Annotated in this window: 13 protein-coding genes; 5 read left to right on the top strand and 8 right to left on the bottom strand. The window is 47.6% G+C overall.

The window, feature by feature from the left end:
* Positions 1–100: 100 nt before the first annotated feature.
* Positions 101–940, top strand: coding sequence for a rhomboid family intramembrane serine protease (locus GWR21_RS13300; RefSeq protein WP_162332217.1), 840 nt, complete (start codon positions 101–103; stop codon positions 938–940).
* Between the two features lie 101 nt (positions 941–1041).
* Here the strand turns inward: GWR21_RS13300 and GWR21_RS13295 are convergent, their stop codons facing one another.
* Positions 1042–2910, bottom strand: coding sequence for a glycoside hydrolase family 71/99-like protein (locus GWR21_RS13295; protein ID WP_202929085.1), 1869 nt, complete (start codon positions 2908–2910; stop codon positions 1042–1044).
* A 407-nt stretch (positions 2911–3317) separates the two neighbouring features.
* Between GWR21_RS13295 and GWR21_RS13290 the strand changes: the two genes are divergently transcribed.
* Positions 3318–4001: a TIGR02117 family protein gene (locus tag GWR21_RS13290; protein ID WP_162332216.1), complete on the top strand. Its 684-nt coding sequence runs from the start codon at positions 3318–3320 to the stop codon at positions 3999–4001.
* Positions 4002–4107: 106 nt separating this feature from the next.
* Here GWR21_RS13290 and GWR21_RS13285 read toward each other — a convergent pair whose 3' ends face one another.
* Positions 4108–5151, bottom strand: a complete 1044-nt coding sequence (locus tag GWR21_RS13285) for a S41 family peptidase (RefSeq protein WP_162332215.1) — start codon at positions 5149–5151, stop codon at positions 4108–4110.
* 615 nt (positions 5152–5766) lie between these two features.
* Between GWR21_RS13285 and GWR21_RS13280 the strand changes: the two genes are divergently transcribed.
* Positions 5767–6750 carry a 2-hydroxyacid dehydrogenase gene (locus GWR21_RS13280; protein WP_162332214.1) on the top strand — a complete coding sequence of 328 codons (984 nt, stop codon included), beginning with the start codon at positions 5767–5769 and terminating at the stop codon, positions 6748–6750.
* 203 nt (positions 6751–6953) lie between these two features.
* Entirely contained in the window at positions 6954–9095 is a 2142-nt protein-coding gene (locus GWR21_RS13275) for a rhamnogalacturonan lyase family protein (protein ID WP_162332213.1), read from the top strand.
* A gap of 126 nt (positions 9096–9221) precedes the next feature.
* Here the strand turns inward: GWR21_RS13275 and GWR21_RS13270 are convergent, their stop codons facing one another.
* Complete coding sequence (locus tag GWR21_RS13270; protein WP_162332212.1) at positions 9222–10562, bottom strand: serine hydrolase domain-containing protein; 1341 nt, start codon at positions 10560–10562, stop codon at positions 9222–9224.
* A gap of 86 nt (positions 10563–10648) precedes the next feature.
* Between GWR21_RS13270 and GWR21_RS13265 the strand changes: the two genes are divergently transcribed.
* A complete protein-coding gene (locus GWR21_RS13265) occupies positions 10649–11470 on the top strand; it encodes a ThuA domain-containing protein (protein ID WP_162332211.1) in 822 nt (273 codons plus the stop codon).
* Here GWR21_RS13265 and GWR21_RS13260 read toward each other — a convergent pair whose 3' ends face one another.
* The 5 genes from GWR21_RS13260 to allE form a co-directional block, all read right to left on the bottom strand.
* A complete protein-coding gene (locus GWR21_RS13260) occupies positions 11471–11668 on the bottom strand; it encodes a KTSC domain-containing protein (RefSeq protein ID WP_162332210.1) in 198 nt (65 codons plus the stop codon).
* Between the two features lie 61 nt (positions 11669–11729).
* Positions 11730–13163: a DUF6986 family protein gene (locus GWR21_RS13255; RefSeq protein WP_162332209.1), complete on the bottom strand. Its 1434-nt coding sequence runs from the start codon at positions 13161–13163 to the stop codon at positions 11730–11732.
* Between the two features lie 12 nt (positions 13164–13175).
* Positions 13176–13514, bottom strand: coding sequence for a hydroxyisourate hydrolase (gene uraH / locus GWR21_RS13250; protein WP_162332208.1), 339 nt, complete (start codon positions 13512–13514; stop codon positions 13176–13178).
* Positions 13511–14017, bottom strand: a complete 507-nt coding sequence (gene uraD, locus GWR21_RS13245) for a 2-oxo-4-hydroxy-4-carboxy-5-ureidoimidazoline decarboxylase (RefSeq protein WP_162332207.1) — start codon at positions 14015–14017, stop codon at positions 13511–13513. Before uraD ends, uraH begins: the two co-directional genes overlap by 4 nt.
* Before the next feature lie 12 nt (positions 14018–14029).
* Positions 14030–14776 (bottom strand): (S)-ureidoglycine aminohydrolase, encoded by a 747-nt coding sequence (allE, locus tag GWR21_RS13240; protein WP_162332206.1) that lies wholly within the window; start codon positions 14774–14776, stop codon positions 14030–14032.
* Position 14777 lies beyond the last annotated feature (1 nt).

The raw sequence follows: 14777 nt of genomic DNA, 5'->3' as shown, positions 1-14777 counted from the left end.
ATGACGGCAGTTTTGGATATATTTGTACTAATCACAATATTGAAGTGAACAATATTTCCGGGCTGGCGTTCCCTATAGTTATTTTTAAACCCGCATTTGAATGGCACACATTGGTCTCATTAACCTCTTACTGATTATTGTAAATATTGCAGTTTCTTACAAAGGACTAAAGGACCGCACCTTTTTCAATAAGTACTCATTTGAAGTAGATAACATCTTGGTCTACAAAGACTACAAACGACTGATCTCGTCAGGGTTCCTGCACGTGAACTGGATGCATCTGTTGTTCAATATGTTCTCCCTGTATGCCTTCAGTGGGCTTGAACTGAGGATGGGGCATGCGAGCTACCTGGTATTGTACGTGGCCAGTCTGGTAGGAGGGAACCTCTTATCGCTGCTGATCCACCGTAATCATGGTGATTATAGCGCTGTGGGGGCTTCCGGGGCTGTGTGTGGAATTGTCTTTGCTTCCATTGCTGTCTTTCCGGGAATGAAGCTGGGGTTCTTCGGCTTGCCGTTTGCTATTCCCGCCTGGGCATATGGCGTGGGATATGTACTCTATTCTATTTACGGTGTACGTTCCAAGAAAGATAATATCGGCCACGAAGCGCACCTGGGTGGTGCCCTGATTGGAATGCTCGTGGTGCTGTGTATGGTGCCGGAAGTGGTGGTGACCAATCTCCCGACCATTTTGGCGATCCTGCTACCAGGGATCTTTTTTGTGTATATCATCGTGACCCGCCCGCATGCACTGCTGATCGAAAACAAGTACTTCCAGGAGCATGTAGGAGATTATGACCTGGATGACCGTTATAATCTCGAACGGTCCGGCCAGAAGCAGGACCTGGACGCCCTGTTGGAAAAGATCCATAAACGCGGTATGAAAAGTCTGACCAAAAAAGAGCGGGCTATGCTCATGAAGTATTCAGAAGAAGTGTGAATAACTGATTATTCTATTTTTTAATAAAGTGGGGCCTTTTGTACGATGCTCTTATGTTGTAAACATATGAGCGTCATACAAAAGGCCCCGCTCTTTTATACTTAATGTTTCCTGCCTGGTGTTTTTAATTGCAGACTAGCCACTGTGGTCGTATCACTGATGATAATATCATCCACATATGTCTTAAAGTTACCCACTTCATTGCCATGTACATAATCCACGACGATACGGTCAATAGTCTTACCGTTCAGCCATTGCCCGATATTACAGGTGATCTGTGACCAGCTGTTGACCGTACCATGTCCTGCAGCCGGATGCATAGATACACCATGTTGATCCACCGCACCGGCATCCCGCAGGGAAGTTCCGTCCGTCATGATCAGGTCTACCGTTACGTAACGGGAAAGATTGCTGGTAGGATAGAGCCAGAAACTGAGTCCGGTACCGGCAGTTACAGGAATATTGACGTCGAAGATCTTAAAGGCACAGTAAGCATTGGCAGTAGCAGAAGTAGCCCTTCCTGCCACGCGGATGGAAGATGGTCCTGTATGGCTGGACTCATTCTGTACAATGCCACAGATGGGGGCACCTGTTCCGTCATAGCCCGTTACATTGGTGGTAGCCACACTTTGGTCGGGCGTATCCGTCCAGGTGATCGTTGCATCATATTGTGGTTCTACACTGGTCCTGAACCATAGTGGTGCCGTCGCGTAGGGGATGGTCACATTGGTTGTCAGTGGCGCGGCCCCTTTCAGGACTTTTGTGGCCTGACCGGCCAGCCGCAGGTAGAAATCGGCTCCTATATAGGTACCGTCAGCGCTGGTGGTAAGGAAGTATTGATCATTCGTTACCGCAAAATAGCTATCCGCCATTTTAGCGATGACAGTGCCTTCGTCATACTCATCGAACATAGCGATGTAGGCGGTGTTCATACCCAGGCTTTTGATGTTATACAGCTGGCGCCAGAAGAATTCTCCGCGGAGGCGGGGGATCATGTTCCTGGTGCCGCCATTCCAGTTGCTCCAGGCAAAGCCAGGGAATATAACCGGTTGGTAATCCAGCCCGTTTGCCGCACAATACGCCTGATCCGGGACCAGATTGTCGGTTTTAAAGTCGTCTGCACCGGTAAGGCTGTTGAAGCGTCCTACGGCCCAGGGAGACAGCATATTAAATGCTTTATACACATTCTCATAACCAGGATGTGAATCACGGGTACCAGTACGCCAGCCGGCAGGAACGCCGCCGATAACGTAGTATCCTTTCCCTTTCAGCCAGTTGATAATGGCGAGACTATTGGCCGGCCGATTACTGCGTTCATTCAGTCCGAAGCCCCATATACAAATGACCGGCTTTCCATGCTGGTGGGCATAGTAAGGGGATTCCTGTGGACGCAGATCGTTTTCGATATGCAGCCAGTCAGCTTTGAAGAAGGCGGTATCATCCGCACTCATGTCATACATGATGTAGAAGATACGCTGGTACTTTTCGGCACTACGCCTGATCCTTCGTACCAGGCTATCCATACTGGTTTTGTACACACCGTCCCCGGTAGGTCCGAGGAAACGTTGCTGGGCTACGCCATCAATACCGTGTTGCTGCATCCAGGAAAAGTGAAGGTCAATCGATGCCTGTGGCCAGGAGCTGAACAGACGGGCATTACGTGCGTCATGCAGGTTACCGAGAGCCGTCTGGAACAGACTGGTGGCAGGGTACTCCGATATGTCCGGGAATGCTTCGAAGGTAATACGGCCAGGAGCAGGTTTGGGCGTGTCTGAGCGGTAATTGCCGGGGCTCCAATGGGCCCATCTTTCTACAGGCGAGCCGTCGCCGTAACAATTAAACCATGCCTGGTATCCGCAAATCAGTTTACCGGTCACTGATTGTGCTGCAGGAGCCACCTGCGCGCTTGAATGGAGTGTAATGATCGTCAGTACCATAAGGGTAAAGGACCATACTGAGGGTTTTCGCATAGAGGGTTTTGTTTAAATTGTTCTGAAGATATAACGTGAATACCTGTGAGTAGCTCTACTCACAGGTATTCGCATTTATAACCGTTACAATGTTATTCTACGCGTTTGTTCGTCTTAGGGAAGGCGCATGATCCGCCTACGCTTACTCCTGCAGCTGCAAATTCCGCAGGGGCATCTACGTTATAATCCATTGGTAATATAAGTCATTTCGTTCAGTAGTCCGGCGATGTTTTCATGATCAGCCAATGTAATTAGTCATTAGTGGTTGTTGATGGCGCAGCATGCAGGCAGCGATTGTAGTGGGTTACCTTTTTGCCCGCCGGGGATTAATGATAAACGTTTACCTATTACATGTAAGGCTAGCCTGCTTATTAAGTATCATTGCTAATTATTAATTATCAATCACATTGAAGAAAGTAATCAAGATCATCGGATGGACTATTTTAACTCCGGTTGTACTCGTAGCCCTATACCTGTCAGCAGCTTATGTGTTATCACGTATTACGGTGGATAAAGAACCCGCCAGCGGTGATGAGATCCCGCTTTACATTCTGACAAATGGCGTACATACAGATCTGGTGATGCCGGTGCGCAATAGTCAGATCGACTGGAGCAAAGACGTCCGCTTTGTCAATACCAGAGGAAAGGATACTACGGCCGAATGGATTGCTTTCGGATGGGGAGACAAAGGCTTCTACCTGGAAACGCCTACCTGGGCGGACCTGAAATTCAGTACGGCTTTTAAGGCCGCTACCGGCCTTAGTTCATCGGCTATTCATGCTACTTATTACCGCACGATGCGTGAGGGGAATGATTGTATCAGACTCAATATTGACAGTGCGCATTATGCAGGACTGATCAGCTATATACAGGGTAGTTTTGATCGTGATGATAAAGGGAATGTGATCCACATTGTTACAGATGCCAATTATGGAACCACAGATGCATTTTATGAGGCAAAAGGTAGTTATAGTCTGTTTCATACCTGTAATACCTGGGCAAACAGTGGTTTGAAAAGTGGCGGACAAAAGGCCTGTCTGTGGACGCCGTTTGATAAGGGCATCTTTTATCAGTATAAAAGCAGGAAATAGTATCAGTTGATACAACATTCCTCCATGCATAAAAAAGACAGTGGGGTATCAAAAGCGATCACTTTTGATACCCCACTGTTACAGTTACAGTTGTAGGTAGGAAATATTACTTAGTCCTGGCGGCTGAGGCCAGGTCCTGTTCTTTTTTGATCAGCTTTTCAGCCTCCGTTCTTGCATCTTCACCTTTTACAGGAACATCCGGTAATACGCCGATGCCTTCCCATCCCTCATCAGAACCAGGAGCTGCGACCATTTTCACCGGCATGAACACCACCAGGTTTTCCTTCAGCGGTATCATGGAACCAGCGATACCGGCACCAGCGGTCGTGTCGCCTACGATAGTGGCACGATGCATCTGTTGCATAGCGAAAGCAAAACCTTCTGTTGCAGATGCTGTATGTTTATTAACAAGGATATACAGTTTGCTGTCAGGCATTCTCTTACCGGGAACGAAAGGATATGTCCATTCCTGGATATCTTTTGATCTGTCTTTATGATAACCATGGAGGTAGTAGCGTTCGTCACCCGCATTGAAGAAATAACCAGCGAGAAAACGTCCCATCATACCGGTCCCACCACCATTATCCCTGATGTCGATAATGATGTTTTTGGAATACGCAGCCATATTCATAGCATTGGCAGCCATTTCAAAAGCTTCCTGATCGCCATGGAAACCACCTTGTATTTTAATGTAGGCAGTAGACGTTTTTTTATTCAGTTCCACCGCATCAAAACCGTAGTTGTTCTGGCGTTTTCTTTCGAGTTCCAGTTTATCATCTTCAGGTGTGCGGGTATTAGAGAATGAACGGGTCAGCTGCTCATAGTAATCTTTATTGTGGAAGATGGTAAGATGCACATCTTTATGCGTCTCACGCAGATCATTGGTGATCTTTCTGGCCAGCTTTTCCGGGGTCAGGTCCTGATAGGCTTTCCTGGATTCCTGGTTTTTTAAGGTTGCGATATATTTCTTCGCTATTTCCGGGAAAGGATATCCTTCATCCAGTTGTTTACTGATCCTCGTAAGGATCTCATGCGTTACTTCTTTACTGACCACATGAACTGTATCTTTCGCAGCTGTCTGTGCGGACATATATAGCGGAAGGCATAGAGCGCCCAGCAGGGCGGCAGATTTATATAAGTGTAGTTTCATACTCGTACGGAGATTAGTTAGAAATACCTGCAGTTGTTTTTATCCATTGCTTTCTGGCGATAGTATTTTACGCCATCTTTTCGGTTGCTGCGCGTATAATTATTGACGATCATTTATACACAGTCCCGTGCTGTCAGCAACATCCACTGTGTGACGAATCTTTAATGAATTGTTACGATCTTAAATGAATTGTTAATGCAGCATGGGCGGGCGTTTCGCCCTATTGCAAGTTATCATTATTCATCAATTTTACAACGTGGAAAAGCACTTTTTTTTTCGTGTCAGTAAAACAATACGGAATATCCTGTACAGCTATAAAATGGGAATGCATGAGCCGCATATCTGGAGAGCATGGAATAGATGATTGGGTGAACAGTATGACTGCGGGCAACCGGCTAAAAAAAACAGGCCGTTCACTGTTAGGTAAGCGGCCTGTAGGACTTGACTAAAATAAACAATAAAACCAACACTTTAACCATTTGACCTGCTCTTAATGGTACGAGGGAAAAGGTGAATTTTGTTCGGTGCAAAATTACCCGAAACAATTTGTCAAAAATATCCCTGAAAACAGTCATTTATGTATTTTGTAGACAATAACCAGAAATTAATATAGCCATGCGTAAGAGAGTGTATATAACAAGGAACGTTCCTGAGATAGCGTTGCAACTGCTGAATGACAATCAGATCGACTATACGGTGTGGACGGAGAACCGTCATCAGCCGGCAGAAGAACTGATCCCGGTGATGAAGGAATACGATGCGATCATTGTGTCCGGTCCGCTGCAGGTAGACCGTCATTTTCTCGAATCATGCCGTCATCTGCGTATCATCTCCATGATGTCCGTAGGGTATGATAATGTGGATGTTACAGCAGCAAAAGACCTTGGTATAGCCGTGGGCAATACGCCAGGCGTACTCAGCGGCGCTACTGCAGATACTGCTTTTCTGCTGATGCTGGCGGCTTCCCGTAAAGCTTTTCACATGCACAAGGAGATCCTGCGTGGCAACTGGAATTTCTGGGATCCTACGGCTAACCTGGGACTGGAACTCAATGGTAAGACACTGGGGATCGTTGGTTTAGGCAGGATCGGTTTTGAGATGGCGCAGCGATGTGCAGGTGCTTACGGTATGAAGATCATATATTACAACCGCGGTATAAATGAGGAAGCAGAAAGGCAACTGGGCGCTATACGTGTCTCCTTTGATGAGTTACTGCAGAATAGTGATGTGGTATCCGTACATACCGCACTGACGCCAGAGACGAAAGAACTCTTCAATAAAGAGGTGTTCAGTAAAATGAAACCTTCCGCAATATTCGTTAATACGGCCAGGGGCGGTATTCACAATGAAGGCGACCTGATCGCTGCATTGCAGAATGGCACGATCTGGGGCGCGGGGCTGGATGTGACCAATCCTGAACCTATGACCGCAGATAATCCCCTGCTGAATATGCCCAATGTCGCTGTGCTGCCGCATATAGGCTCAGCTACGGTTGATACACGTAATGCCATGGCCGCCATAGCAGCCAGAAATGTCATACGGACATTTGAAGGGAAGGAGCTGGAACATGCGGTAGTAGAGAATGTAACGAGGGTGTAAGTATAGTCGCGGGAATATTGAATAAATTAGGAATTAAGAATTAGGAATTGGTGCGTCTTACGATATTGATATGTGTACGCCTGGAATATGGCCTCAAAGCCCCGGGGATATGACGCTATTGTGCACCTGTACACTATTTGTATGCCTGTTGATTTGAACCGGTTCCTAATTCCAAATTCCCAAATATTTAAATAAGTTCCCGTATGAAAAGCATGTTCACCCAACTGCTGATCCTTGCACTGATCAGCCTTTCTTCCTCTTCTGCCGTCTCGCAGTCGAAACAGATGGAATTTCTTTCAAGAGCGCCTGTTGCCGTACGCCAGAGCAGCAGTGCCGTCTACATCGGCTGGCGTATGCTTGGCACCGACCCCAGTTCCATTAGTTTTAACGTGTACAGGAACGGTGTAAAGCTGAACGCCACTCCCATCACCAATTCCACGAATTATGTTGACAATGTCACCACCAACGGTTCTTATACCATCCGCCCCGTTATAAATGGTGCTGAGCAGACAGCTACTCCGGCTGTCAGTGTATGGACCAGTATCTACAAAACAATCCCCTTACAGCTCCCCGCTGGTGGTACCACGCCATCCGGTGAAGCATATACCTACACTGCCAATGATGCCAGTGTAGGCGACCTGGATGGCGATGGTGAATATGAGATCGTCCTGAAATGGGATCCTACCAATGCCAAGGACAACAGCCAGAGTGGCTATACCGGTAATGTGTATATTGATGCATACCGGTTGAACGGTACACGTTTGTGGCGTATTGACCTGGGACGTAATATCCGTGCCGGCGCCCATTACACACAGTTCATGGTGTACGACCTGGATGGTGATGGTAAAGCAGAAGTGGCGATGAAAACAGCTGATGCAACTGTAGATGGCGTGGGTACTGTGATTGGTAGTGCGACCGCCGATTACAGGAATAGTAGTGGATATGTGCTGAGTGGTCCTGAATTTCTGACTGTATTCAACGGACAAACAGGGGCTGCGATGGCGACGACCAATTACCTGCCTGCCCGTGGTACCGTGTCTTCCTGGGGAGACAGCTATGGCAACCGTGTAGACAGATTTGTGAATGCGGTGGCTTATCTGGATGGTGCCCGTCCTTCTCTTATCATGGGCCGTGGCTATTATACCCGCCTGGTGAGAGTCGCCTGGGACTGGCGGAATGGTCAGCTCACCCAACGCTGGACTTTTGACAGCAATACATCCGGTAACGGCGCGTATGCAGGACAGGGTAATCACCAGGTAACGGTGGGGGATGTGGATAACGATGGAAAGCAGGAGCTGATCAATGGTTCGAGTGCTATCAATGACAACGGTAGTGGACTATATGTCAATGGCCTCGGACACGGTGATGCCATGCACATGACAGATCTCGATCCGGAAAGAGCAGGGCAGGAGTTGTGGCAATGCCATGAGACACCGTCCCAGTATGGTAACTTTGGTATCGAGTTCAGAGATGCGGCCAGTGGTACGCCTATCTGGGGCAGAGGAGCGGCCCATGGTATTACCGGAGATGTCGGCAGGGCGCTGGCCGGTGATGTGGATCCCACCCATATAGGTTATGAGGTGTGGGCTTCCGCCGGTGATCTGTATACCTGTAAAGGAGTATCTATTGGTACTGCCAAACCCAGTAATAATTTCGGTATCTGGTGGGATGGTGATCTGTGCAGGGAATTACTGGATGGTGTGAAACTGGATAAATGGAATTACACCTCCAAAGCGCTGAACCGTTTGCTTACTTTATCTGACTATGGTGGGACTTCCAATAACAGTACAAAGGCTAATCCCTGCCTGACTGCCGACCTGCTGGGCGACTGGCGGGAAGAAGTACTGGTAAGAAGTGCTGATAACAGTAGCTTGTTATTATTCACAACAACAGCTGAAACTTCTTACAGACTGTACACGCTGATGCACAATCTCCAATACCGCACGGCTATTGCCTGGCAGAATACTGCGTACAATCAGCCGCCTTATCCTGATTACTACCTCGGTACCGGTATGAGCACACCACCGCAGCCGAATATTTACATTCCGAACAGCAGTGCGCTACGTATACAGGAAGTGAAGGAAACGATCAAAGACAGCCAGATACTGACGATCCGTCCTAATCCCGTTGACAATGCAGCTTATCTGGATTATAATAGCCAGAATACCCGTTTAAACGTCGTTATAACGGCTGGAGATGGCCATGTGGTATTCAGACGCACCGGCAGCATTACAGAGCTGAATAATGGCTTAAATGCAATAATAGGATCATTCCCGAAGGGGTTGTATATCGTACAGCTAAAAGACGGTAAACAACATTTCAAGGGTAAAATAGTAAAGCAGTAACTGCCTGTCTGCTGAGAGCAGATGAAAGAACAGACATTGCCGTTGATGACGGCCATTCATGTAAAGGGAACTACCGATATTATCTGAGTAAAGGCGTCGCGCTGGAAGCGGACGCCTTTGTGCATATTACTTTATTTTCTTTCCAGGCATCTCTCTGTCATTCTGATACAGGATAAGTCCCGTTATCTCCCTGTTGTCGTTCCGCGTAAATCTGATCTGTGCATTCACTATTTTCAGGAAGAAGAAATCCTCTTTCTCAGCGAACAGCGGAGACTCCGCCTGCCCGGTAGGCTGGCCTATCAGCATACCATTTTTCACTGTCATGACAATATTGAAATTCGGGAACAGGTTATATTCTCCTTCATACTGCTTCAGTGTCGCTTCCGGCACCTGTATCGCGATTCTCTCGTACGGTAGGGTGTATGGCTGCTTATAAAGTATAGACAGCAGCGATTGCCCTATTTTACCTACCTCCTTGTCAGCCGCATTGTCAAGTACAACGATGCACACATCATCTTCCGGTACCCTCACAATAGTAGTGACATATCCATGTATGCCGCCGCCATGTGATACCTTACGTTTGCCGGCAATAGAGTCAGACTCCCATCCATAGCCATAATGGTTCATGAATGGTGTATACGCTCTTTCCCAGTCAGCCTTTGAGATGATCTTGTACTGCTGCGCTGCCTGGTGCCATTTATACAGATCGGCGGTAGTGCTGTACATGGCTCCGGCTGCATAAGAGATGGTAGAATCCACGGATGGCGCGGGTGTACTGCTGGTATCGCTGATATTGAAATAGCCGGTTGACTTCTTACTGTCTTTCAGGTTCTTAAAGTCAAAGCCTGTATGGTCCATATGTAAAGGGCCGAAGATGTACGCTCTCATCACCTGTTCGTACGGTTTACCGGCTGCCTTTTCTATAATATATCCCAGCATGGAATAACCGGAGTTTGAGTAATCCCATTTGGTGCCGGGGGAGAAGTTAAGCGGTTTGTCTTTGAAAAGGCCCATGATCTTCTCTCTGCTGGCAGGGATAGTAACTTCATTCTGCATAAACTCCCTGTTATTGGTGTAATTGTAAATACCGGATGTATGTGTCAGCAGGTTTTCAATGGTGATGCTGTCGCCTTTGGGATAGTCCGGGAAATATTTTGACAGCTTGTCCTGCAGACTTAGTTTCTTTTGTTCTTCCAGTTTGAGAATGACGGTGGCAGTGAATTGTTTGGTTACAGAGCCCAGTTGAAAGATCGTACCTGGTTCATTCAGGGTCTTGTCGGCTGTACGTTGATATCCATAGGCCTTGTCCAGTAATATCTTACCCTGTTGTGCTACCAGTACGGTGCCGTTGAACCGATGTAGTTTGTGATAGGCGCTGACAAGAGAATCCAGTTTAGCAGTGGTATCCTGGGCAATAGCAGGGTGTAACGTGCCAAGGAATATGCCCAGGCATAGTAATTTTTTCATGGTAATTGTAGTTTTGGGAAGACGTCGGGCTATGTTGTACGGGCAAATATAATGTTATATTTTGGAATGTATAAAATCCACGTATCATGAATTGTTTTTTGCAGAGAATATTGATCTGTATCTGCTGCCTTTCCATTACCGCCGCCAGTGCCCAGCAACATAAGCCATTTAAAGTACTAGGTTTCTACACCGCCCGTCATGACCAGGCTCATATCAGTTTCGTACATGAAGCCAACCGCTGGTTTGCAGAGATGGCTAAACAACATCATTTCATTTACGATTCGACTAATGACTGGCATAAAATGAATCCAGGCGTACTCTCGCAATACCAGGTGGTCGTGTTTCTGGATACAAGACCTGATACACCCGCCCAGCGGGAAGCTTTCCGGCAATATATGGAAAACGGAGGCGCCTGGATGGGATTCCACTTTGCTGCTTTCGCGCTTACGCCATCCGATTATCCGCAGAACTGGGACTGGTATCATAACCAATTCCTTGGTTCCGGTGAATATGGCAGTAATACCTGGCGGCCCACATCCGCTATTCTGCGGGTAGAACATCCGGAGCATCCTGCCATGAAGCACCTGCCGGTCACCTTTACAGCGGCTCCCAATGAGTGGTACAGATGGTCAAATGACCTGAAATCAAATAAGGATATTGAGATATTGTTGTCGATAGATCCTGCCAGTTTTCCACTGGGTACAGGTCCTAAGCCACATGAAATATGGCATAGCGGGTACTATCCTGTTGTATGGACAAACAAGCGTTACAAGATGCTGTATATGAACATGGGGCATAATGATATCGACTATGAGCATCATACCAATAAAGACCTGTCACATACCTTTGATAACAAGGTGCAGCGACGGTTTGTCCTGGACGCGCTGTTCTGGCTGGCCGGCCGGTAGTCAGCCGACTTTTTCATACGCATAGTGCCCTTTGATATGCTTGTTGAGATAAGTCCCCTTTGAACCAGAATTTTTCATTGCCTGATACACTTCTTCCGGTACGTTCTTGTAGTCGTATATCAGACCGGAAACGAAGATGATCCGCAGGGTAGCAGTATCATGGTCATAAAGCATCTTATAGACAACGGTAGATGGCATATGTGTCCTACCACAATTGCCGCGCCAGTGCAGGCAGTGTCATCAGTAAACGGCAGTCCCGTCAGTGTCGCTTTCTTCTTCCTTCCAGTATACGGTAAAAGGACCGGCTCCTGATCTCATCCAGCGTTAATCCGGTAGCGAGTACCTCTTCTTCAGAAATAGCGCCGCAATTGATCCCTTTCAGAAAGAAGTTCAGCAGTCCCTGTCCGGTAGCCGCATCGTCAAAGATGTCTTTGGTGAGTGTGGAGATCGCTGCACGTTCCACAAATGTCTTCAGCCGGAATAATGCGTCTTCATAATTGCTGAGGAAGAACAGGTAGGTGGCTGCATAGCGCATGGGTAACTGTGCCGGATTCAGGTCCCATCCCTGGTAGAAGCCATTGATGAGGGAATGCTGGGTGTGTCCGTATCCGGTACGCCATGCATGATGAACGGTATCTGCGTTCTCCTGTAACTGCGCCAGGCTCAGATGTGCTCCTTTATGCGGGGCTACCGGGATGACATTGGTGGCGCCATCCGAGAGGAAGATACCTGTACTGCCCAGTGCGACTTTGGTCATATGATGGGCAAAGTCACATACCGGATGTGCCATGGTCTGGTATTTCGCGGTGATACCGCAGGAAGCAGTGTAGTCATATGTACCGAAATGGGCTGCGATACAACGCCCTTCGCTGGCCCTGATGATCCGCATCAATGGGTTTCTGCCTTCATCGTCCATGATGATCTGCGTGGCTTCTATCATGGTTTCCATTTTCAGGGAGCCGGGAACCAGTGCATGTGCTTTTTCCAGCAGCTCGAACAACCTGACGAGCGTGACGACCTGTTCCGGAATAGTGACTTTGGGTAACATCACCACAAAGTTAGCTGGCAGGACGCCCCTTGTTTCCTGTAACAGGGTTGTCAGGAACAGGTCCAGTGTTCTTACACTCCGGTATTTCAGGTCTTCGGTAAAAGGTTTGATACGAATGCCAATGAAAGGAGAGATAGTCTTTTGCCGCATGCCCAGCGCCAGTTCTCTGGCGGCACTGACAGCAGTGGCATCTTCTTCTTCATCCGGACGGTTACCGAAACCATCTTCAAAGTCGATCCGGAAGTCTTCCACAGCTTCTGTGGATAACTTCCGGATGATCTTGTGATAGACAGTATAATACAACCAGGCGGGTTCCTGACGGCGGTCCTTGTCTGTTAACAGCGCCAGTCTTTCCTGTAGCTGACTGATCGCAGCTTCCTTTTGTGGCAGCTGTTCGTGCCCTTCTAACCGCAGGGCCTTTGCGAGTGAGACAAAATCAGGCGCATAGGTATGCAGATGTTTAAGCGCAATGTCGCCCATGCGGATACAGGTATCCGCTTTGAACAGGTTAGCGCCGCCATAGACAGTATGTATTGGCTGCCGGTCAGGTTTATCACCGGGATAGGTCTGCTGGAATTTCAGGTTGGCTGTTTGTAATACCTGTAGCAGTTGTTCTTTCTCATTTTCAGCGATAGCCAGTTGCATAAGCAGGTGATTTTAGCTGCCACGATAAGTAGAGTAACCAAACGGATTCAATAAAAGTGGCACATGGTAATGTGGCTCATCATTGATAAGAAAAGCTATTTCTACAAAAGGGTAGAATGTAGTGATATCCCGTTCGGTAAAGTAGGCTTCCGTATCAAATCTGAGTTTGTAGCTTCCAGGTGTTAATAACTTGTCAGGCGGCAGCAGATCGGTGATCCTTCCATCTTCACCGGTCTCGCCGGTGGCAATGGATGTCCATCCGCCAGCTGTCTGTTGCAGCAGGCTGGCAGGCACACCCGCTGCGGGTATGCCTGCTGAAGTATCTAGTATATGTGTCGTGATCTGGCTCATGCAGTCAATAGTTTTTTCAGTCTGATAGTAGTGATCTTTTCCTGTTCACCCATCGCGATCTTTATTTCGTCCTCAGGTGTGTTTTTCAGGCGTTCTGTCAGCAACGACAGCATTTCAGGTGCTGACCTGCCGGTGGCACATACGATAAATATGTAACCGAATTTATCTTCATACAGCATGTTGCCTTTTGCAAATGCCTGGAGTATAACTGTTGACGCATCTATGGTACCTGCCTGTTCTCCACTGGTCCAGTGTGCGGTGGAGGCAAATTTTTGTTGCAGGGCATGCAGGTCTCCGATCTTCGGATGATGTGTAAAGGCTTCCTTCCAGTCTTCTTCAGAGCAGGTATGCCAGTGCCGGGCAGCGGCTTCCAGCAGACTTTCTTCATCAGCTACAGGAAATTCATGCTTCATTTTTTCGATCCATGCTGTTGCGCCACAACATTGACGCAGTGTTTGTTGTAATTGTTCTGGTGATAGTGTGTTCAAGTCTTTCAAAGTCATTAGTGGAATTTATTATAACGTAGTTGGAAACCGGTTCACATTCTTGTAATAGATATACACTGCCGGTTCTTTGCCCATCGCAGTGAACCATTGCTGACAATAGGGCGCCATCCAGATGGTATCTCCTTTTTTGATCGGGTACCACTCATGATCGAGCATATACACTCCTTGTCCCTGGAGATAGAGCAAACCATGTTCCATAATGTGTGTTTCCACAAAAGGAAGATGTCCACCGGGGTCATATGTGAAGATATTTACGGCCATGTCAAACGACAGATCTTCCGGTAGTAGGACCTGGAGCCGTAACGCAGGATCACCCAGGAAGGCAGGGCCTTCTACTTTAGCGGCATCACCAAAGATCACCGGTGGTGCAGTATGTCCTTTTAATGGTTCATATACTTTATGGAATGTCACGATCTGTGTATCTGCGGAGAACTGCTCCAGGCTATAGGAATGCCCTGCAGGCACGTAGACGAACTGTCCGCTGCCTAACGTTTGTAAAGCCGTATCTACTTTCGCGATACACGAGCCGGAGATGATATAAAAGAAGATCTGTGCGGTGTCTGTATCGCCTGCAATAACAGTATCTGCCGTTGCCGTGATCAGTGTTTGTCCAAGGCGTGCGCCCATTTGCTCATTGATCAGTACATTTACGCGGCAGTTTGTCCATCCCGGTACGACACTGTTGACATATCCATCCGGACAGATCACTGCGTGATTACGCTTTACCACCGATCTTGTCATTGCTGATATTTCCATA

It is taken from the genome of Chitinophaga agri, from assembly GCF_010093065.1.
Classification (GTDB): domain Bacteria; phylum Bacteroidota; class Bacteroidia; order Chitinophagales; family Chitinophagaceae; genus Chitinophaga; species Chitinophaga agri.
Note: the sequence above shows the minus strand (reverse complement) of the source record. Positions and strands in the feature narration are given on the sequence as shown.